Source organism: Belnapia sp. F-4-1 (genome assembly GCF_000802185.1).
GTDB lineage: Bacteria > Pseudomonadota > Alphaproteobacteria > Acetobacterales > Acetobacteraceae > Belnapia.
In genome coordinates this window covers 649,007-669,393 of sequence record NZ_KN676113.1, presented here as the reverse complement: position 1 = coordinate 669,393, position 20,387 = coordinate 649,007, and the positions used below count along the sequence as shown (strand labels likewise).

Below are 20,387 nucleotides of genomic sequence, written 5' to 3'. Positions count from 1 at the left end.
GGCCAGGGAGGACCGGATATGGCGCGGATCACGCGGCGTGCGGGGTTGGGGCTGGCAGCGGCGGCGCTCGCAGCGCCCGCCCTTGGGCAACAGCAATGGCCGCCGGGGCCGATCCGCTTCATCGGCATCTTCCCCCCGGGCGGGGGGACGGACATCCTTTCCCGCCTCTGGTGCCAGAAGATGTCGGAGATCACCGGCGAGCAGTTCATCGTCGAGAACCGCAGCGGCTCGGCCGGCAATATCGGCACCGAGGCCATCGCCCGCAGCGCGCCGGACGGCCGCACCATCGGCCTCGGCAGCGTCGCGCCCTTGGCCATCGGCCCGACCCTCTACCGGCGGCTGCCCTTCGATCCGACCAGGGACTTCACCTATATCGGCGGCCTCTGGCAGTTGCCGAACCTGCTCGTCGTCAACCCGGAGGTGCCGGCGCGCACGGTGCCGGAGCTGATCGCCCTGGTGAAGGCGAACCCGGGCAAATACACCTACGCTTCCTCCGGCTCCGGCACGACGGTGCATCTCTCGGGCGCGATGTTTGCGGCGCAGGCCGGGCTCGAGCTGATCCACGTCCCCTATCGCGGCGGAGCGCCGGCGCATATCGACCTGATCGCCGGGCGCGTCCACATGATCTTCGACAACATCCCCCAGGCCCTGCAGGAGGCGAAGGAGGGGAAGGTGAGGGCGCTTGCCGTCACCGGCGCGAAGCGCAGCCCGCAGGCGCCTGACATCCCCGCCATGGCGGAATTCCTCCCCGGGTTCGAGATCACTTCCTGGGGCTCCGCCGTCGCCCCTGCCGGGCTGCCCACGCCGATGGTGCTGCGCATGGCCGCGCTGACCCGCCAGGCGCTGGAGAGCCGCGACCTTGCCGCCCGCTTCGCCGAGAACGGCGCGACGCCCTGGATCGCCGGGCCCGAGGAGCTGGCCGCCTTCCGCGCCGCCAACGAGGCCGGCTTCGCCCCCGTCATCCGCGCCGCCGGCGCCCAGGTGGATTGAGCGCCATGATCCTGTCCCGCCGTGCCGTCCTCGGCCTGCTCCCCGCCCTCGCGGCGCCGGCCCTCGCCCAGTCCGGCGACTGGCCGAACCGCACCGTTCGCTACATCAACCCCTATCCGCCGGGCGGGCCGACCGACACGCTCTCGCGCCTCTACTGCGCCCGGATGACGGAGCTCACTGGCCATCAATTCGTCGTCGAGAACCGCAGCGGCTCCGGCGGCAATGTCGGCGCCGATGCCATCGCCAAGTCGGCGCCGGACGGCTACACGATCGGCCTCGGCGGCGTCGCCTCGCACGCCATCGCGCCGACACTCTACCGCAGCCTGCCCTTCGACCCGGAGCGGGACTTCACCCTCGTCTCCGGCCTCTGGCAGCTGCCGAACCTGCTCGCCGTCCATCTCGGCGTCGCGGCCCGCAGCGTGCCCGAGCTGATCGCCCTGCTGAAATCGGCGCCCGGCGAGTACAGCTTCGGCTCGGCGGGCTCCGGCACGACGCTTCATCTGGCCGGGGAGATGTTCAAGCAGCTTGCCGGCGTCGAGATGGTCCACGTCCCCTATCGCGGCAGCGCCCCGGCGCAGCTCGACCTCGTCGCCGGGCGCATCTCGATGATGTTCGACAACATCCCCGGCACGCTTTCCCTTTCGCGCCAGGGCCAGGTGCGGCCGCTCGCCGTCACCTCGCTGAACCGCAGCGCGGTGGCACCGGAGATCCCGGCGATCAGCGAGGTCCTCCCCGGCTTCGACGTCGTCTCCTGGACCTGCGTCTGCGGCCCGGCCGGGCTGCCAGCCGCCGTCATCCAGCGCATGTCCACGCTGACGAAACAGGCGCTGGAGAGCCCAGGCGTGATCCGCGCCTATCAGGAACTGGGCGCCAGCGCCTGGTGGACCGGCATCGAGGAGATCGCCAGCTACCGCACGGCACAGAAAGAGCGGCTGGCCCCGCTGATCCGCGCCTCCGGGGCCAGGGTGGATTAGCCGGGTCGGGCGGTGCATGATCCGCCCCTGACAAGCAAGGACCATTGCATGACCGACCAGAAGCTCGGCACCGGCGCCACCGCCACGGCCGGCCACACCGTCGAGGTGCACTACACCGGCTGGCTCTTCGACCCCTCCGCGCCCGACAACAAGGGCCGCAAATTCGACAGCTCCCGCGACCGGGGCGAGCCCTTCCGCTTCGAGCTCGGCGCCGGCCACGTCATCGCCGGCTGGGACCAGGGCGTCGAGGGCATGAAGGTTGGCGGCCAGCGGACGCTGACCATTCCGCCCGAGCTCGGCTACGGCGCCCGCGGCGCCGGCGGCGTCATTCCGCCAAACGCAACCCTGGTCTTCGACGTCGAGCTGCTCGGGGTGGGCTGACCGCCGCGCCGCCGTCTGGTAAGCAGCGGCGGTGGCCGGGTTAGCACAGGGGTAGTGCAGCTGATTTGTAATCAGAAGGTCGGGGGTTCAAATCCCTCACCCGGCACCAGCCTTTCTGACGGCACGATGAAAGGTTGAGCGAACTTTCGGGTTTGCATCGAATTTTCGGACCCGAAGGCGCCTGCGTGAACCACCGGCCTTTGAGGCTGCGGGTCGAGCGGGAGCCTAGGGAGGTGCTGGCCAGTGCCGCGATGCAGCTAGCTATGCACCAAGCGCAAACGCCCTGTCGCGGACAGCAACAGCTTCCTAGCCGCCTGGCAGTCCAAATGCGCCATTCGCCGCCCCGGGAAAATGTCGCCTTGGCTGCTTATCGTAGCGCGACTTTGGCCATGTTGCTGATCTGCTAGGCCGGGGCGACTGCCCAAAGGATAGTGCCGCGCCTGCCGGCCGCTTGGCTCTGGCGATCCTATGCTCCGCTCTTCCAGCAACGGAGTTGGCGCAATGCCGAAATGCTGCTGGGTCGGGGCACTCCCAGTGCCGGGCCGGCGCTGATGCTGGCAGGCGTCTCGATGATGAGCACCAACCCGCATCTCTACCGCGGCCTGCCATATGCCCGATGCGCGACTTCACCTGTGTCGCGCCGGTGGTCGACACGCCCTTCGTTTTTGGTGGCAAGCCGCCGGAGCGGCATCGCCAGCCTCGGCCAGCTCATGCAGGCCGGCGGGTATCAACCGCCTCGTCGACACGGACGCCGACAGCCAAGCGTCGGCCAGACGCAAGCGCCCTGGAGCAGCCTCCGGGCCAGGTTACCGGCGGACCACTTCTGCGGGGTCAGATCAAGGTGCGGCAGCGGCTACCTCTGCAACTGCCTCCTTGCGAGGTGTCAAGCGATTCCAAGCATCGAGGGCGGCGATTTTGTAGGCTTCGGCAAGCGTTGGGTAGTTGAAGGTGTTCTCGATGAAGTAGTCCAAGGTGCCGCCGAGGTTTAAGACCGCTTGCCCGATATGCACCAGCTCGGTCGCGCCCTCGCCCACAATGTGCACGCCAAGGATTCGGCGTGTCTCGATCGAGACGATCATTTTCAGCAAGCCGCCGTTCAGCCCCATGATGTGGCCGCGGGAAGTTTCCCGAAGGCGCGCGATGCCGCACTCGTAGGGCGTACCCGCCTTGCGTACCTCCTCCTCGCTCAGGCCAACCGTGGAGATCTCGGGTACCGAGTAGATGCCATAGGGGAAGAACGCCGGCGCTGGGGGCAAGGGCTCACCGCAGGCGTGGCAGGCCGCTATGCGCCCCTGCTCCAGCGAGGTGGATGCCAAGCTGGGAAAGCCGATCACGTCGCCAGTGGCGTAGATATGCGGCACCGCCGTTTGAAATGTTTGCGGGTCCACCGTCAGGCGGCCGCGCGCGTCAGCGGTCAAGCCACAAGCCGGGAGGTCCAGTGTGTCAGTCGCGCCGACGCGGCCGGCGGTGAACAGCAGCATCTCGGAACGAACGCGCCGGCCACCCTCAAGCATCGCCACCGGCTGGCCATTCTCGAACTCGATGGAGTTCACCTTCGAGCCCAAACGGAAGCCCAGCCCGCGGTCCCGCAGCTGGTGGACGAAGTCATCCACCAATTCTCGGTCGATAAACTCAAGAAAGCTGTTGCGGGGTTCCACCAGTGTCACGCGCACGTCCAGCGCGGAAAAGATGGTCGCGTATTCCACCCCGATCACACCGGCGCCGACAACGGTCATCGACCGCGGCAGGGTCGTGAGTTCGACAAGCTCGTCGCTGTCTATCACGGTAGTGCCATTGAACGGGATGTGGGGAGGGCGCAGAGGGCGGGTACCAACGGCGATGACAACGCGTGCGGCCTCTACCGTCCGGCTCTCGCCGGCCTCGACCTGGACTTCGATCCGATGCGGGTTAACGAAGCTGGCCAACCCCCGCAGCATGTGGACCCGGTTGCGTGAGAATTGATGCTCCAGGGTCTCGACCTCATGCTCCAGCGTCTTGTGCAGGCGGGTCATCAAGTCGCCGGCCTCGATGTCCTGCTTCACCCGGTACGCCAAGCCATAGAAGCCACGCTCACGCCAGCCTGTCAGGTTCAGCACGGTTTCGCGTAGCGTCTTGGACGGGATGGTACCGGTATGCACCGAGACGCCACCAACGCGGCTGCCCTTCTCGATCACCAGTACCGAACGCCCCAGCTTGGCGGCCTGCACCGCGGCCCTGCGTCCGGACGGCCCGCTGCCAATGACGACCAGATCGTATGACTGCATGCAGCTATTCCTGTCCTGACCGAGCTGCGTGTAGGCAGGCCAGCAGGGTTGGGTTGTCAAGCAGCCAGATGTCTCGCCGCTCGCCTGAGGCCGGAACTCCGGTCAGTAACCCCGCTGTCATGTCGATCTATCGGTCTCGGGCCATAAGAAGACCGGCCCCCACAATCCTTGCTGTCGACGCGAATGATCGGGCATGAGGGGAGGGCACCATAGGCCTTGTTGCCGGCCAGCCGGACAAATCCGACATGCCCGGCATCTCCGGAAGGAGCGACCAACCGCGCCGGGCCGGGAACCAGGGCAAACTCCGCTGGGGTGGAATCACCTCCGGACACGACCCGCTCGGCCTCGGAACCTTGGCGCTACCCTTGCGCGGATTGCTCCTCCTTCTCGTCGATGCTCGCCGCGCCCTCGCCATCGTGCAGGTTTCCGAAACATTCGACGAGCATATCGATGAGGACCCTGACCTTTCGAGCGGGATGCTGGCTGGAAGGCCTCACGACGAAGACGCCGGCTGGCGGGACGGGATGGCGGGTCATGATTGGCACGAGTGCCCGAACAAATATGATCCGCGACGAGCCGTTCTGGTAGATAGGCGACCCCGATCCCATCCAGAGCGGCCGCGACCAGGGATACTCCGTTATCAGCCTTGAAGCGCCCCTGAGGCCGCACCGTGACGATCTTGTCGCCATCCATGAACTGCCACGTCTCGGTGCCCTGCATGATGGCTTGGTGATTCACAATTTCGTCCGGTGTTTCGGGAGCGCCGTGAGCCTCGATATAGGCAGGACTCGCAACCAGCTTGCCGAAGATCGGCCCGACACGTCTTGCGATCAGGGTCGAATCTTGAAGGTGGCCGATCCGGATGGCGCAGTCGTAGCCCTCCTCGACGAGATCCACGAAGCGATCGCTGTAGCAGGTGTGAATCTGGAGATCGGGGTGGCGCCGCGCCATCTGCGCGAGAACCGCGGCGAAATGCGTCGGACCGAAAGAGAGCGGCGCAGAGATACGTAACCGACCGCGAAGATCTCCCGACGGCGAGATGGTTTCACGCGCAGCATCAATCTCGCTGCAGGCTCTTGCCGCGTAATCACGAAACGTCTCACCGGCTTCGGTGAGGGCCGCGCCGTGCGTGGTTCGGGCGAGCAATTGAACGCCCAGATCCTGCTCAAGCCGGGCAAGCCGCCGGCTGACGATCGATTTGGAAACGCCAAGCCGGCGCGCCGCCGGCGTGACGCCGCGGGCGTCAGCCACCTCCACGAAGGTGCGTAGTTCTTCGATGTCCATCCGCTGTTCCCGATTCTGCGACACGGTGTGTCATGTGTGAGGCCTACCGCAATAAAGATTGCAATGACACTATTCTCGCAGACATTGGCGCAAACGCGCATGTCTTTCGACAACTCGATCTTTAACAACGCATGAGAGGAAAGCTATGACATTTCGTAACGGTCTTAACTCGCTTCTTCGTCCTGATGATTCAGTCCTTGTTTTAATCGATCATCAAGCGTTTCAACTTGCAAACGTGAACAGCCACGACCCTCAGGCTGTGGTCAACAACGTGACCGCGTTGGCGAAGCTAGCAAAAGCTTTCAAGGTTCCGACTATCCTCACGAGCGTGCTTGCGGCTCGTGGTGGCCTTCTCTTCAAACAGATCACTGACGTCTTCCCGGATCAGGACGTGATCGACCGGACCTGGGTGAACACCTGGGAGGACAAGAAGGTAGTGGACCTGGTCAAGGCGACCGACCGCAAGCAATTGATCATCGCAGGCCTGTGGACCGAAGTCTGCGTCGCCATGCCTGTCATCCAGGCCCTCGGCGAAGGCTGGGACGTGACCGTTATCACCGACGCGTCGGGCGGGGTTTCGACCGAGGCTCACGAGGTCGCCATCCAGCGGATGATCTCGGCTGGCGCGAACGTCATGACCTGGATGGCGCTGGCTGGCGAGTGGCAGCGGGACTGGGCCCGCACCGAGCATGTCGAAGAGCTGATCGATGTGCTGGTTTCGCACCTCGGCGGTACCGGCATCGCCTATCTGTGGGAGCAGCAGCTCCTCAGGACCCCCGTCGACAACAACGCGGGCTGATCAGGGTGGATGGCGAGTATTTCCAAAGGCGTTGCGGCAAACCGATAGCATGTCGGTGCTCGCCATCCTTCTTCATCGCATCAGGAATGCGCCGAGGTTTCTGCCGCTTGGCGACACAACATCCTTCGGCTGGCAAGTGCTGGACCAGATGTCCGTCTTGGGCGGAGGGCGGCCCGCCTCGGACTGTGCGGGAATGACGAGGGTTGTGCCGGATGAACCGGTGTCCTGCCTCGGCATAAGAGACGGCCCTGGGTGGGACTATCACCGTTGTCGAGCCCGACGTGCACCAGGGTGACGACCACCGTTTGTGGTGCGGAGGTCGGTCGGGAGGGCGAGGTCCTCTCTATGCTGAGGCGCCTGGATTTGGTGTCCAGGTTCAGCATTGGCCTTCGGCCAGCCATGTGGCCTCGTCCTGGCAACCCACCGGCCTGCTCCAACCGGCTGGATGAGCCGTCTGGCAGGAGCTTTGACGAAGCCCCTCGAACAGCCGCCGGTAAAGGTAATGGTCTATTTCCGGCACGACCCACGGACCTCGAACCCAGCCTTCCCTGTTGCGCGTCGCGGTTCCGTGTAAGCCACCTGCTGCTTCGGCAGGCCCAACTTGAGCACCACCGGCGGCCCCTGCCTGCGGCCCTTCATGGGAACATCTTTCGGTTGCGCTTGCGAACTAGGCCTGTCAGCCGGTAGGGGGAACCGGATGTGCAGACTTCCTCCCCGCAACTGCGCTGCCGCACTGCTGGCAGCCGTGCACTTCACGTCCGCCGCGCCCGCAATGGCGGCGGTGGAAGAGCCGATTGAGCTTGCCGACGATCCGTTCCAGATCACCGACCCCATCGCGGCCAAACCCGGCGCAGCCGAGGCTGCTTTCGTCGGTGCTTACGAGAGAGCGCGGCAAGGTTCGGTGCGCAACACCGGCGCCGCCGAGACCCAGCTATCAATGGGTGTCGTGCCAGGCTTGGAGCTTCGCATCGGTCAGGTTGGCGCCTATGGCAATCTCGAGACCCGCCGAAAGCTGGGCACTGTCAGCGACGATCTCGGCTCGTCAGACAACGGTGGGCAGGCAGCATGGGGAGGCTCGACCCGCATTGGGGCGCTCTACGAGTTCAGCGATGGACGCGGTGGGTATCCCGCTATTGCGGGCCTGATGCGGATACGGACCCTCTACGGGCGTGGCAAACCCGCTTATGAAACCGAAGCCGTGGCGCTGATAGGCAGGACGTTTCCTTTCGGGCAGCAGGCCATCGGCACCCATCTCAACATTGGCTGGGTGGCTCGCCTGGAGCCACAGTCTGGTGAGCGGCCGAACCGCTACCTGCTGAATGCCTCCGTCGGTCAGGCAATCTCCCCTGCCACCGCACTCGTTCTGACTTATGCCAGGGAGCAGCAGGAGCGGGGCGACCGCGATTACAGCCTCATCCAGGCGGGACTTCGCCACCGGCTCCCCGGGGGCCGGGTCGTGCTGGGCATCGCTGCCGGGTTTGGGACGACCCGTGACACACCGCGGTATCAGCTTGCGGTCGCCCTGCAGTGGCAACTCAGCGGCGGCTGGTAGAATGAAACGAGAAGGTGCTGCGCTGGACGAAACAGATCGGTCGGTGTCATCCGACAAGGTGAAGCCACGCCAGTCTACAGTCGTGCCGGCGATGGCCTGGGTTGGCTCTCCATGGTGATGATCGATAGGCTCTCCGGCCAAGTTTCCTGCGCCGTCATGAGCTTCGGCGGCATCCTGGGAGTGGTGAACGCTATCGCGCCTCGTCCTGGCAGATTTTGACGCACGACGGCTTGGCTTGCCCTGGCATCACTATGCAGGCACAGCCTCCCGGCAGAACCGCAACGGCACTGGATGGTGACATCACTACGAGGTTGCGGTCCAAGCTGGCACGCATCGTGCGCTTGGCAGCATCTGCATGATGCCAGCCGGGACCGATCAGCGCATCATGGCCCATGCTTTGAAAGCCGCGACTATTGCGGCAATTTTGCTGCCGTCGCTGGTCAGGACCTCCTGCAGGCTGTTGAAGTCTCCGCGGACGGCAGCCGCCTGATGACCGTCGACGACAGCAAAGGCCGATCGATCGTGCACGGATGGCAAACCGCCCGTCCGTGCCACCGTGTTGCATGGACTTGTCACCTCGTTCGATGGGCGCGAGCCCTAACCTCACGGCCCCGGATCAGGCGCGAGCGCTGGCAGAACCCTGGACAGCAAGCGTTGCTCGCAGCCCTCTTGCCTGCGAAAGCTCGGACGTGACCTGCCTCCGCCAGCGCTCATCGCATGAGGTCTTTGATAGAACCCTGTGGCCAGCCCTCGGCGAGGCGGGTGGGATCTCCAGCGAGGCGGCGCCGGGGATCGGAGCTGTTGAGCATCCAAGTCTCGATGCTGAGGCGAGGGCGGCCCCGGCCTCAGCGCCACCCGAGTGCCGGGGCGACGTGCTTCAGGATGCCCTCGATGACGTGAGCACAGTATTCGACGCCGAGCTGGTTCGGAACGGTCAGCAGGAGTGTGTCCGCCTCGGCGACCGCCTCATCCGCGCGGAGTTGCGCGACCAGCGCCTCGGGCTCGGCGGCGTAGCCGCGGCCGAAGATGGCGCGGGTTTTCTCGTCGATAAAGCCGACCTGATCGCTTTCCTTGCCGCCCCGGCCGAAATAGGCACGGTCGCGGTCATCCAGCAGCGGGAAGATGCTGCGGCTTACCGAGATACGTGGCGTGCGGGCATGGCCGGCTTCCGCCCAGGCAGCGCGATAGGCCTGGATCTGCTTCGCCTGCTGGATGTGGAAGGGCTCGCCCGTCTCGTCGTCCTTGAGGGTAGAGCTTTGCAGGTTCATCCCCTGCCGCGCCGCCCATATGGCGGTGGCGTTGGAGCCGGAGCCCCACCAGATGCGCTCGCGCAGCCCCTCCGCATATGGCTCGAGGCGCAACAGGCCCGGCGGGTTGGGGAACATCGGCCGCGGGTTGGGGCGGGCGAAGCCCTGGCCACGCAAAACCTCGAGGAAGACCTCTGCATGGCGGCGGCCCAGATCGGCATCGGATTCACCCTCGGATGGGGCATAGCCGAAATGGCGCCAGCCATCGATCACCTGCTCGGGCGAGCCACGGCTGAGGCCAAGCTGGAGGCGGCCACCGCTGATGAGGTCGGCCGCGCCGGCATCCTCGGCCATGTAGAGCGGGTTCTCGTAGCGCATGTCGATGACGGCGGTGCCGAGCTCGATACGGTGGGTCTTCGCCCCCATGGCGGCGAGGAGAGGGAAGGGCGCGGCGAGCTGGCGGGCGAAGTGGTGGACGCGGACATAGGCGCCGTCTGCCCCCAGCTCCTCCGCCGCGACGGCGAGTTCGATGGACTGCAGCAGCGCATCAGCGGCGGAGCGGGTGCCGGACTGGGGCGAGGGTGCCCAGTGACCAAAGGAAAGAAAGCCGATTTTCTTCATGGTAGAGGTCGTCCAAGGATGAAAGATGCGGTCTGCCTGAAAAGCCGGGCGGCCTCGACATGCTCGATGCGGCCCTCGTCATGCGGGAATATGGGGGAGTTGGCCGCATCGTCTCCATCACCAGAGGCAATGATGATCATGTCCGCCTGCGACATCGTCGAATTGTTCGGCCGATGAACGCGTCCGGCCGCACGGCGCCTTCCGCCAGATTCGGAAAGCCGCGATGCGGGCACCGCCGTGCTCGGCAACAGGTACCAGATCCAGCCGCTTCGTTTCGGCCATAGGCCGCGAAGTTTGCAATGCCGCGCGGCGGCCCCAGCCGGTTATCGTTGCCGGCCTGTAGCCGTTGAACGTGTTGCAGGCGAAATACGCCGCGCTTGGCGGCATCTACGAGCTCTGCAGGATGACGGACCGAGCCTTCCTGGCTCGACCGAAAATAGAACGGATCATCAGAAACCGAGAAAGGTGCGATGCCGCGATAGCTGTTCAACCTCAGGCCAACGACCCACCCATGCGCCAATGCTGTTCCTGGCCGCTGGAACGCGGTTCGGGTAACAGCGCCAGACGCATGGAGCGCCAGTGATGTCAGAGCTGCCCGCGCAAGACCACGTCGACCAGCAACAGCTGCGACTCATACTCGCGGCACTGCAGGACGGGGTCATCCTCTTCGAACCCAACCAGCGTATCTCCTGGGCGAACAGGGCCGCGCTCGAGATGCACGGGGTGCGCGAGATCGTCGAGCTGGGCGCAACTGTCTCGGAGTACCGCGAGCGGTTTGAGTTGCGCTACCGCAACCGGCACCACCTGCCGAAGGGCCATTATCCGATGGAGCGAGTGTTGGCGGGCGAGGCCTTTGACGAGGTGATAGTCGAGGTGGCGCCGGCTGGACAAAACAAGGCGCAATGGACCCATCGCATCCGCAGCCTCGTGCTCAACGATGCCGCTGGTGTCCCGGACTGCCTGGTGCTGATCCTGAATGACGAGAGCGAGCGCTTCGATGCGGAGGAGCGCTTCGAGACGACCTTCGCTGCCAACCCCGCACCCGCCGTGATCATGCGCTTGTCGGATCATCGCCACGTCAAAGTCAATCGCGGCTTCCTGGAAATGACCGGCTACTCCGAGGATCAGGTACTTGGACGCTCGGCTTACGAGATCGACGTGCTCGAAGGTGCTGCCCGCCGGGAGCTGGCTATCGAGCGCCTGCAGAATGGGCGCACCATCCCGCAGATGGAAGCGGTGCTGCAGCTGTCCCGCGGTGGCGAGAAGCGGGTCATCGTCGCCGGACAACCGATCGAGATCGGCGACACGCCTTGCATGCTCTTCAGCTTCGTCGATCTGGAGCGTCACAAGCTGACCGAAGATGCGTTGCGCCAGAGCGAAGCCAGCTTCGCCACGGCGTTCCGTCTTACGCCCGTGCCGACCTTCGTTGCTGCGCGAGCCGGCTGCCGCATCATGCTCGTCAATGACGCGTTCACCCGGGAATGCGGCTACGCCGAAGCGGAGCTGGTTGGCAAGAGTGCGGACGAGATCGGGTTGTGGTCCGATAAACGGGCGGGCGAGGCGCTGGAGCAGAAAATTCATTGCGATGGCTCGGTGCGCCGCCTTGGGATGAAACTGCGTACCAAGGAGGGCGGCGTGTTCGACTGCCTCGTGTCCGCCGAGGCGATGACCGTCGGGAACCATCCGTGTGTTCTGGTCATAGCACAGGATGTCGCTGAGCGGCGCCGCACCGATTCGGAGGTCGTTGCGGCGATCGAGGCCGTGATGCAGGACACGACCTGGTTCAGCCAGGTCGTGCTGGAGAAGCTGGCCAAGCTCCGACGATTTGATGCACCTCAAGGCGTCGCCGAACTCGGCGACTTGCCGCAGCGAGCGCGCGAGGTGCTGACCCTGGTGTGCCGTGGCATGGCGGACCCCTCCATCGCCCGCAAGCTTGGGATCGCCCCCAACACCGTGCGTAACCACGTCGCCTCGCTCTATCGGCGAACCGGAGTGAACAGCCGAACCGCATTGGTCATCTGGGCCCGTGAGCGCGGCTTCGATGGGGGGCCTCCGCCCAAGATGCCGAAGTCGCCCAATAGGTCAGATTAAAGTCAGCGAACCGTGGCGCTCCTGGTCGATGGCAAGGCCTGGGGAACAGCCCGGTCACTGGGCACTAGTGCTCTACCCCCACCAGGCTAGTGCAGGCATACCACTCGTCCTGGCCGATTGCTTGGCCGTTTGCCGAACTCCGGGTTGCGACCGCGGTTATGCGGACAGCGCCGTGGCTTACCAATCCTGGTTCCAGCCGAGGCGCCTCAGGGAGGGCCGGATGGACAGCAATCGCGTTGCGGGCGCGGCCAAGCAGGTGAAGGGCTCCATCAAGGAAGCCATTGGGAAGCTTACCGGCAACACCAGGACTGAGGCCGAAGGCGCCGCCGAGAAGGTCAAGGGCAAGGCCCAGAACACCGCGGGCGGTGCGAAGGACGCCGTGCGGGACGCAACCGACAAGTAGCATTTTCACGGCGACACAAAATCAACTTCGCCGGTCCGGTGTTTGCCGAACCGGCAGCATACGCATGCCCTGTCGAGATGCGCATCGCCGGTCTTCAACGACCGCACCACCGTGCTTATTGAAGCAAAGGAACCTCGAATATGCAGACCCGAACCACGACCGGCACTTATGATGGCGCCGCCGCCGCCGCGGCTCTCCCGGAGGGCGCACCGTCGCTGCCCTCACGCATCTCCTGGGGCGCGATCATCGCTGGTGCCATTGTGGCGGTGGCCATCGGCCTGATGCTGAACGCCTTGGGCGCCGGCGTGGGCGCCACCACGGTCGATGCCACGGCGCGTGGAACACCATCCGCATCGTCTTTCGGCATCGGCGCAGCCATCTGGCTGCTGGTGTCCAACCTGATCGGTCTCGCAGTCGGCGGGTACGTCGCCGCGCGCCTGTCCGGCACTGCCGACAACACCGACGGCACGCTGCACGGCTTGGCCGTGTGGGGCACTACCTTCCTCATCTCCGCCGTGTTGCTGGGCAACGTCGTCTCCGGCATTGCCTCCACCGCCACCTCCGGAGCTTCCAGCTTGCTGGGCAGCGTGGCATCGGGTGCCGGCTCCGCAGCGTCGGCGGTGGGTCAGCAGGCTGCTGACCGCACGAGCAACGGGACGCTGCAATCGATGGCCCAGAGCGTCACCGACCGCGTGCAGAGCGCGCTGAGCGGGACCGGTGGCAATCCGGCCGCGATGACGTCCGACCAGCGCAAGGCCGAGATGGGACAGCTTGCCGGCAAGCGGGTGACGGATGGCCAGCTGTCGCAGGCGGACCGCGAACGCCTGAACCAGCTTGTGGCAGCCGAATACAACATCAGCCCGCAGGACGCTCAGGCGCGCGTCGCGCAGGCCGAGCAGCAAGCCGCCCAGGCTGCGCGCCAGGCTGAGGAAACGGCCCGCCGTGCTGCCGACACCGCTGCTTCCGGTACGTCGATCGCTGCCTTTTCGGTCTTCGGCATCATGCTGCTGGGTGCCATTGCCGCAGTGCTCGGCGCCCGCCGCGGCACCCGCGACCTGCTGACGTTCCGGACCACCCGGCGCGTCGCCTGAGAACAACACCGGAGGCTGCCACGGCAATGCCGTGGCGCCTTTGGATGACTTTGCGGTCGGAGTCGTAACCGAACAGGTCGTACCCCTTGGCCGAGGAAGTTCCGCACGTCAGCAGGTGCGCGGTCGAGGACGTGCTGCGGGCGCATGCGGATCGACCGCGCCGTGAGCGAGCCGCTGCAAAACCGCCGGGAGGGCGACGTCCTCGTTGTCCCGATGGTCGAGGAAATCCTGATTGTCGATCGGCGGGTTTGGCGTGCTGCGATCGACCGAATGCCGGCGGCAGGGGCAGCGCCTCCGTCCGCTGGAATGGACAAGTGCACCAACCACTGCAGGAGAGAGATCACCATGTCACGTACTATCACCGCCATGTTTGACGATCGCGCCCATGCGGACGCCGCCGTTCAGCAACTCACGCAGCAACTGGGCATTGCCAGCAGTGACATTCAGATGCATGCGGCTGACGCAACCCCGACAGCCGGTGAAACGGCTGCCGCCTCCACCGATACCGGGTTCTGGGCGTCGCTGAAGGACCTCTTCGTCCCCGACGAGGATCGGACGACTTATGCGGAGGGGATGCGCCGCGGTTCCATCGTGGTGTCGGCGACGGTTGAGGAAGGCAAGCTCGAGCAGGCCATGGATGTCCTTGAGGGCCACGGCGCGGTGGACCTCGACACCCGGGAAGCCGAGTGGCGGCAGGAAGGCTGGACGGGTACCCAGGCTGTCGCCCCGGATGCCACGGTGGCCAGCGTGCCAGCCGCAGCCGGGCTCGGTGTCGCCGCCACGGGCACCGTCGTGGGTTCCACCACGCGCGCTGTCGCGCCGGCGACCGCAGCGGCCACCACGACGGCCCGTGTTGGGGGCGAGGAGGTGATCCCGATCGTCGAGGAAAACCTGCGGGTCGGTAAGCGCGATGTGGAGCGCGGGCGGGTCCGGGTGCGCTCCTATGTGGTCGAGACGCCTGTGAGCGAGCAGGTGATGCTGCACCAGGAGCATGTCGATGTGGAGCGCCGCGTGGTCGACCGTCCGGTCACCGGTGCTGACGCCCTGTTCCAGGACCGCACCATCGAGGCCACCGAGACCGCCGAGGAGGCGGTGATCGCCAAGGAAGCCCGCGTCACCGGCGAGGTCGTCATCCGCAAGGAAGCTACCGAGCGGACTGAGACGGTCAAGGATACCGTCCGCCGGACCGAGGTTGAGATCGACGACACCACCAAGGACGCGGCCCGCGCAACGACCGGTGTCGGCGTTGCCGGTGCTGCTCCCGATGACGCGCCGGGCAACCCGCCTGGTACGATGGCCAGCCGTGCGGTCGACAAGACCCTGGGCACCAACGTCAGCGGCACCAATCCCGCCAAGCGCTGACGACTGCCGGACGGGGTGGGGACTGGAGCAATCCTTCCCTGCCCCGCCTGTCATTGACCAAAGACCGCCCCCGTCGTGGCGACAGGATGAAACCACTGGCCGGGCGCTACGTACCCCTCATACCCATACCACTTGAAGGAACGCTTCCATGTCCATCATTGCTTGGCTTGTCCTGGGTCTTGTTGCTGGTTTCATCGCTAGCAAGCTGTATGCCGGTAGCGGCCAAGGGGTCGTCGTCGACATCGTGCTCGGCATTGTCGGTGCCGTCGTTGGCGGTTTTCTGTTCAACATGCTCGGCGGGGCCGGCGTCACCGGTTTCAACCTGTACAGCATGATCGTCGCCGTGATCGGTGCGGTTGTTGTGCTGTGGATCTACCATACCGTCACCGGCCGGCGGAGTGTCTGAGGCAGCTGGCGGACCGAGGAGACAGCGCCGTCACGCCAAGTGACGGCGGCCGCCAGGGACACCGAGGTCATCATTGCCGTTAATCTGTTGCATGCTTCGTTGATGCCGAACGGGTTGCGGGCACATCAAACCCTTCTGAAAGTTCCTGGCCATGGTGAACAAGCCGACGAACCAGACACCAGCACCGAAGGAACGGCCGGCGCCGGTTCATGGGCCGGTCAGCTCAGCCGGCATGTTCGGGCTGTCCTGGCCCGTACTCGGTGCCGCCGGGGCGGCGCTGATCCTGCTGGTCCTCGGATGGTCCATTGCCGTGTCCCGTGGCAATCGGCTGGAGGCTGCCGAACAGGCCGGGCAAGCCCGCGCCGTACGCGTGGCGGAGCTTGAGAGCAGCTTGACGCAGGAGCGGCAGGCCGCGGGTGATCTCGCCGCCCTGACGCAACGGATCGCGGCGGCCGAAGGGCGAAACCGCGAGCTCACCGCCGGCACTGCGCAAACGGAGGCGCGCCTCGCGGAACTCGGACAACAAAGTGCGGCCGGGGAGAGCCGGGTCGCCGAGCTCAGGGCCGCCGCTAATGCCGCCGAAGCGCAGGTTGCGGCGTTGCGGCAGGCCGGCGAGGCCGCTACGGCCGCCTTGGCCGGAACCCGCACGGAGGCTGCCGCAGCCGACGCCGCGCTGGCCGAGCGCCGAGGCGAGGTGGAGCGGCTGGCTGCTCAACGCGACGCCGCTGCCGCTGCCCTGCGCGAGGCCGAAGGGCGCGCGACGGATTTCGCCGCCCGCGCCGAAGCGGCGCAAGGGCGTGTGGCGGCCCTGGTCGCGGAAGCCGGCCGCGTCCAGGAAACGCTGACGGACCGGGAGGCCACGATCGCCGGTGCCGAAAGCCGGGCCCGGACCTTGCGTGAAGGGATCGCGGCAGCCGAGGCTGACATTGCCGCGCGGCAGGGGGCGCTGGCTGGGGTGGAGGCACGGGTGGCCGAGGCCGGCCGTGGAGCTGACGCCGCAGCCGAGCGGGTCCGGGCCGCCGAGGCCCGCGTGGCCGAGCTGCTCAATGCCGCGACTGCCGCGGAAGGTCGTTTGGCTGAGTTGCGCAACGCAACCGAAGTCGCCACGGCAAACCTGGCCGAGCGCCAGGCTGCGGTCGGAGCGGCGGAGGCCGAGCGCGTCCGCCTGACGGCCGCCGTGGAGGCCAGCCGCGTCGCGCTCGGCGCGGCAGAGGCGCGCCTTGCTGAAGCGAACGCGGCGGTTGGGACGGCGGAGCAGCGTGTCGCCGCGTTGCGGGCACAGGGTGGTGAAGCCGAGGCCGCACTTGCCGGCAAGCAGCAGGTCGTAGGGGAGACTGAGCAGCGGCTGGCCGCGTTGCGCGACGAGATGGGCACGGCGGAGAAGGCCCTGGCCGATCGGCGCGCCGAGGCCGAGGCTGCCGTGCAGCGCGCGGCGGCGGCGGAGCGTGGTGCGGCGGAAACGGCGGCGCGGGTCCAGTCACTCGAAGGTCGGGCGACGGCTCTGGAAACGGACCTCAATGCAGGAACCTCGACGCTTGACCGGTCGCGCGCCGAGGCGGCGGAGCTGGAGCGCCAGGTCGCGCAACGACGCCAGGAGCTGTTGGCCATCGAGGCTGCGCAGAGGGTGGGTACCACGCCCGGCGCGCCGGCGGCTCCCACCCCCTAGGGTGCTTCTTTCGTGACATGATTCCGTCCGGCCGCCCTCGTATTGCGGGCGGGGTGTTCTGACAGATGAAAGGCGGCCTGGGCGTGCCCTGCCGCATGGCAGTCCATGCATGTCTTTGAACTTCTGTTGGCTCTCCTCGCGGCCTGTGTGGCCCTTGCGGTGCTTGCGGACCGGTTGAATCTTCCCGTCGCCGTCACTCTCGTGCTCGGCGGCATGGCGTTGGCTTTCATTCCGGGACTGCCGACCCTCGTGCTCGACCCCGGGCTCGTGCTGGCTCTCTTCCTGCCGCCACTTCTGCAGGTCAGCGCCTACCGGACGGACTGGCCCGCCTTCCGCAACCATCTCCGCCCCATCCTGCTGTTGGCGATCGGGGGCGTGTTCTTCACGGCCGGGCTGGTGGCCATCACTGCCAAGCTGTTCTTGCCGTCGCTGCCCTGGTGGGCTGCGATCGCCCTTGGCGCCATCGTAGCGCCGCCCGACGCCGTCGCCGCTGCTTCGGTGCTGAGCCGCTTCAAGCTGCCCAAGCGGATCGTGACGGTGCTGGAGGGCGAGAGCCTGATCAACGATGCCTCCTCGCTCGTGCTGTACAAGTTTGCTGTCGCGGCGGTCGGCGTCGGCGCGGTCAGTTACAGCGCCGGTGCGCTGCAGTTCTTCGGCGTGGCGATCGGGGGCGCACTGGTGGGCTGGCTCGTTGGCCGGGTCGCGATGTGGATCTTCACCCACCTCGAGGACACCCTGCTCGACCTTATGATTACCATCCTCGCCGGCTTCGTCGCTTACATGGGGGCCGAGGCGATTCATGCATCCGGTGTACTTGCGGCCGTTGCCTGCGGCCTCGTGCTCGGGCGGCAGCAGCATGCCGAGTTCACCGCGCGTACGCGCATCGAGTTGGTGGCAGTCTGGAATTTTCTGGAATTCGCCCTTACCAGCCTCGTCTTCATCCTCATCGGACTGCAGCTTCGCGGCATCGTCGCACGTCTCGCCGATGACGACTTGCGAACGATCGCCCTGCTGGCTGTGGCCATGTCCGTCACCCTGATCGTCAGCCGCTTCGTCTGGGTCTTTACCTCGGCCTGGGTGCCGCGCGTCCTGTCGCGCGAGCTACGGGAACGGGATCCGACGCCGTGGCGCCATGCTGTCGTCGTTTCCTGGACGGGAATGCGCGGCGTGGTCAGCCTGGCTGCGGCTCTCGCACTACCCGAACCTTTCCCGGGCCGCGACATCATCCTGTTCCTCGCCTTCTGCTCGATCTTCGTCACCTTGGTGATCCAGGGGACGACCCTGGGATGGGTCGTCCGGCGGCTCGGCGTCACCGAGGAGGTGGCCACCCTTCCCGAACCTGAGACGGCTCAGGCCCGGGCCGAGATCACGACGGCTGCGCTGGAGGCAGTTCGGGAGCACCTGGATGGCCCAGAGGTTACCGAGCACACCGATGCGGCGGCCGAGGTAGTGCAGGAGTATGAGATTCGTGCCGACCGGGCGAGCATCGAGGGGCAGGACCCCGAGACCAAGAACGCCCAACTGGAAGCTCAGCAGCGTCTGCGCCTCGTGGCTATCGATGCGGCGCGCGAGAAGCTGGCGGAGCGGGCCGAGACGATGGACACCGAAGCCTACCGCGCGCTGGGTGAGGAACTGGACCTCGAAGAACAGCAGATCAGGCGTGCCCTCGAAGGAGGATGAGGCCGGCTGAAGCCGAAGCGCATCCATCCAGCCCGGCAAGAAAACATCGGCCTGGGCGCCATGGCCTGGGGATGGCGAGGCTGCCCGCCGTACCGCCGCAGGGCCAGGCGGCAAAGGCCGGCAGCACGACCTCTGGCGCCGGTGGTCGGAAGCCGAGCGAGGCTTACGGGCGGACGGTGTTGTGGTGCCGACGCCCGCGCTTCGGCTGCCGCGGGGGTACCTTCGGCCACTTCCGCCGCAGATGCGCTCGACCCGCCTGGCGTTCACCAGCTAGCCCGCATCCCGCAACAGAGGCATGACCTTGCGGCAGCCGTACCGGCCATACTGCCGGGTCAACCAACGGCGTCAGCGGTCAGCCCGACTTCTCCCTGTCGCTGAAGCCAGCGAAGCCGTCGCACACCATCCGCAACGGGCTGGCCAGGCCATGTGGTAGGTCGAAGCAGGGGCATCGAAGCCAGAAGGGCCAGCATCGGCCCGCAGCGGCTCCGAAGCCGTTTCCGAAACCAGGTTCTGCGAAGGCGGCGCGGTGCGCCAAGAGGCGCCACCCATGCCGGATCTCGCGCGAAAGTCCGCAGGAACGCGCTGTCGGGCCTACTCCGGTTGCGCGCCGCTGACCTTCACCATCTCCGCCCAGATCGGCCTCTCGCGCGCCAACCGTTCTGCCAATCCCTCGGGCGTGGAGCCGGTCAACCGCGCGCCCATCGTCAATGCGCGCTGTTGCAGCGCCGGGTCCGTCCAGGCGGCACGCACCTCGGCGGAAATGCGGTCGATCACCGCCTGCGGGGTGCCGCGCGGCGCCGCCCACAGATGCCAGGGCGATACCTCGAAGCCAGGTATGCCCGCCTCCGTCATGGTCGGCACATGCGGCAGGGTTGGCCAGCGCTGCGGCAGCGCCACCGCGAGTGCCCGCATCCGGCCTTCCTGGATCACGCCCACATAGGAAGCGAGGTTGTCCACCGCGTACTGAATGTCACCTGATAGCAGCGCGGGGATGGTCTGGGCGCCACCACGGAAACTCACATGTTGAGCCTCGAATCCGGCCCGGCCAGCCAGGTAGGCGCCAGAGAGATGGATGGTGGTGCCGACGCCGGAGGAGCCGAAGCTGATCTTGCCCGGCCGTGCCTTCGCCCAGGCAGCGAATTCCTGCAGCGTCTGTGCCGGAACGTGCTGCGCCGCAACGACCGCGACATTGGGCAGGTCCCACATCGCGCTGATCCAGGCGAAGTCTCGCTCCGGATCATAGGGCAGGCTCCTGAAAAGATGCGGGTTGATCAGCAGGTTGTGCATGCTGACGGTGCCGATGGTGTATCCGTCCGGCGCGGCGCGGGCGAGCGCTTCCGCGCCGATATTGCCGGAAGCGCCTGTGCGCGTTTCCACCACGAAGGCTTGGCCAAGGCGCTGCGTCATCTGCTCGGCGGCGAGCCGCGTCATGACATCGAGCGAGCCGCCTGGTGGAAACCCAACGATGACGCGCACCGGCCGGCTTGGCCAGCTGTCCTGGGCCCAACCTTTCGCGGGCAAGGCGGCGAGCATGGGCGCCCCAAGCAGCGCGCGGCGATGCAGCATTGGATGTTCC

Annotated in this window: 16 protein-coding genes, 1 tRNA gene and 1 pseudogene; 13 read left to right on the top strand and 5 right to left on the bottom strand. The window is 66.3% G+C overall.

Going from position 1 to position 20,387, the window contains the following annotated elements; translation table 11 throughout:
* Window positions 1–18 precede the first annotated feature (18 nt).
* The 4 genes from LH62_RS03420 (at window position 19) to LH62_RS03405 (ending at window position 2,454) form a co-directional block, all read left to right on the top strand.
* Window positions 19–990 carry a tripartite tricarboxylate transporter substrate binding protein gene (locus LH62_RS03420; RefSeq protein ID WP_043359267.1) on the top strand — a complete coding sequence of 324 codons (972 nt, stop codon included), beginning with the start codon at window positions 19–21 and terminating at the stop codon, window positions 988–990.
* A 5-nt stretch (window positions 991–995) separates the two neighbouring features.
* Window positions 996–1,964: a tripartite tricarboxylate transporter substrate binding protein gene (locus LH62_RS03415; RefSeq protein WP_043359266.1), complete on the top strand. Its 969-nt coding sequence runs from the start codon at window positions 996–998 to the stop codon at window positions 1,962–1,964.
* Window positions 1,965–2,012: 48 nt separating this feature from the next.
* On the top strand, window positions 2,013–2,345 hold the full coding sequence (locus tag LH62_RS03410; protein ID WP_043359265.1) for an FKBP-type peptidyl-prolyl cis-trans isomerase: 333 nt from the start codon (window positions 2,013–2,015) through the stop codon (window positions 2,343–2,345).
* 34 nt (window positions 2,346–2,379) lie between these two features.
* Window positions 2,380–2,454 (top strand) — tRNA-Thr (locus LH62_RS03405).
* Between the two features lie 727 nt (window positions 2,455–3,181).
* On the opposite strand, the gene sthA is transcribed toward LH62_RS03405, so the two are convergent.
* Both sthA and LH62_RS03395 read right to left on the bottom strand, forming a co-directional pair.
* Window positions 3,182–4,609, bottom strand: a complete 1,428-nt coding sequence (sthA, locus tag LH62_RS03400; RefSeq protein ID WP_043359262.1) for a Si-specific NAD(P)(+) transhydrogenase — start codon at window positions 4,607–4,609, stop codon at window positions 3,182–3,184.
* Window positions 4,610–4,927: 318 nt separating this feature from the next.
* Window positions 4,928–5,893 (bottom strand): LysR family transcriptional regulator, encoded by a 966-nt coding sequence (locus LH62_RS03395; RefSeq protein WP_236552462.1) that lies wholly within the window; start codon window positions 5,891–5,893, stop codon window positions 4,928–4,930.
* Window positions 5,894–6,038: 145 nt separating this feature from the next.
* On the opposite strand from LH62_RS03395, the gene LH62_RS03390 reads away from it, so the two are divergent.
* Both LH62_RS03390 and LH62_RS03385 read left to right on the top strand, forming a co-directional pair.
* Window positions 6,039–6,692 (top strand): hydrolase, encoded by a 654-nt coding sequence (locus LH62_RS03390; protein WP_043359261.1) that lies wholly within the window; start codon window positions 6,039–6,041, stop codon window positions 6,690–6,692.
* A 772-nt stretch (window positions 6,693–7,464) separates the two neighbouring features.
* On the top strand, window positions 7,465–8,244 hold the full coding sequence (locus LH62_RS03385; protein WP_201445414.1) for a hypothetical protein: 780 nt from the start codon (window positions 7,465–7,467) through the stop codon (window positions 8,242–8,244).
* Between the two features lie 845 nt (window positions 8,245–9,089).
* Here LH62_RS03385 and LH62_RS03380 read toward each other — a convergent pair.
* Window positions 9,090–10,112, bottom strand: a complete 1,023-nt coding sequence (locus tag LH62_RS03380) for an LLM class flavin-dependent oxidoreductase (protein ID WP_043359258.1) — start codon at window positions 10,110–10,112, stop codon at window positions 9,090–9,092.
* 582 nt (window positions 10,113–10,694) lie between these two features.
* On the opposite strand from LH62_RS03380, the gene LH62_RS03375 reads away from it, so the two are divergent.
* From LH62_RS03375 to LH62_RS03345, 7 genes are all read left to right on the top strand, one after another.
* Window positions 10,695–12,203 (top strand): helix-turn-helix transcriptional regulator, encoded by a 1,509-nt coding sequence (locus LH62_RS03375; protein WP_052213660.1) that lies wholly within the window; start codon window positions 10,695–10,697, stop codon window positions 12,201–12,203.
* Window positions 12,204–12,423: 220 nt separating this feature from the next.
* Window positions 12,424–12,606, top strand: a complete 183-nt coding sequence (locus LH62_RS03370; protein ID WP_043359256.1) for a CsbD family protein — start codon at window positions 12,424–12,426, stop codon at window positions 12,604–12,606.
* 140 nt (window positions 12,607–12,746) lie between these two features.
* Entirely contained in the window at window positions 12,747–13,697 is a 951-nt protein-coding gene (locus LH62_RS03365; RefSeq protein ID WP_236552461.1) for a hypothetical protein, read from the top strand.
* Window positions 13,698–13,841: 144 nt separating this feature from the next.
* A complete protein-coding gene (locus LH62_RS03360; protein ID WP_236552460.1) occupies window positions 13,842–15,059 on the top strand; it encodes a YsnF/AvaK domain-containing protein in 1,218 nt (405 codons plus the stop codon).
* A 148-nt stretch (window positions 15,060–15,207) separates the two neighbouring features.
* On the top strand, window positions 15,208–15,465 hold the full coding sequence (locus LH62_RS03355; RefSeq protein ID WP_043359253.1) for a GlsB/YeaQ/YmgE family stress response membrane protein: 258 nt from the start codon (window positions 15,208–15,210) through the stop codon (window positions 15,463–15,465).
* Between the two features lie 151 nt (window positions 15,466–15,616).
* The gene (locus LH62_RS03350; RefSeq protein WP_043359252.1) at window positions 15,617–17,131 is read left to right on the top strand and encodes a hypothetical protein; all 1,515 of its coding nucleotides are present in this window, start codon (window positions 15,617–15,619) and stop codon (window positions 17,129–17,131) included.
* A gap of 105 nt (window positions 17,132–17,236) precedes the next feature.
* Entirely contained in the window at window positions 17,237–18,811 is a 1,575-nt protein-coding gene (locus tag LH62_RS03345) for a Na+/H+ antiporter (protein WP_043359251.1), read from the top strand.
* Window positions 18,812–19,001: 190 nt separating this feature from the next.
* On the opposite strand, the pseudogene LH62_RS31795 reads toward LH62_RS03345, so the two are convergent.
* Both LH62_RS31795 and LH62_RS03340 read right to left on the bottom strand, forming a co-directional pair.
* Window positions 19,002–19,147, bottom strand: a pseudogene (locus LH62_RS31795) (IS3 family transposase); the annotation flags it as partial.
* A gap of 255 nt (window positions 19,148–19,402) precedes the next feature.
* The gene (locus LH62_RS03340) at window positions 19,403–20,377 is read right to left on the bottom strand and encodes a tripartite tricarboxylate transporter substrate binding protein (RefSeq protein ID WP_043359250.1); all 975 of its coding nucleotides are present in this window, start codon (window positions 20,375–20,377) and stop codon (window positions 19,403–19,405) included.
* Window positions 20,378–20,387 lie beyond the last annotated feature (10 nt).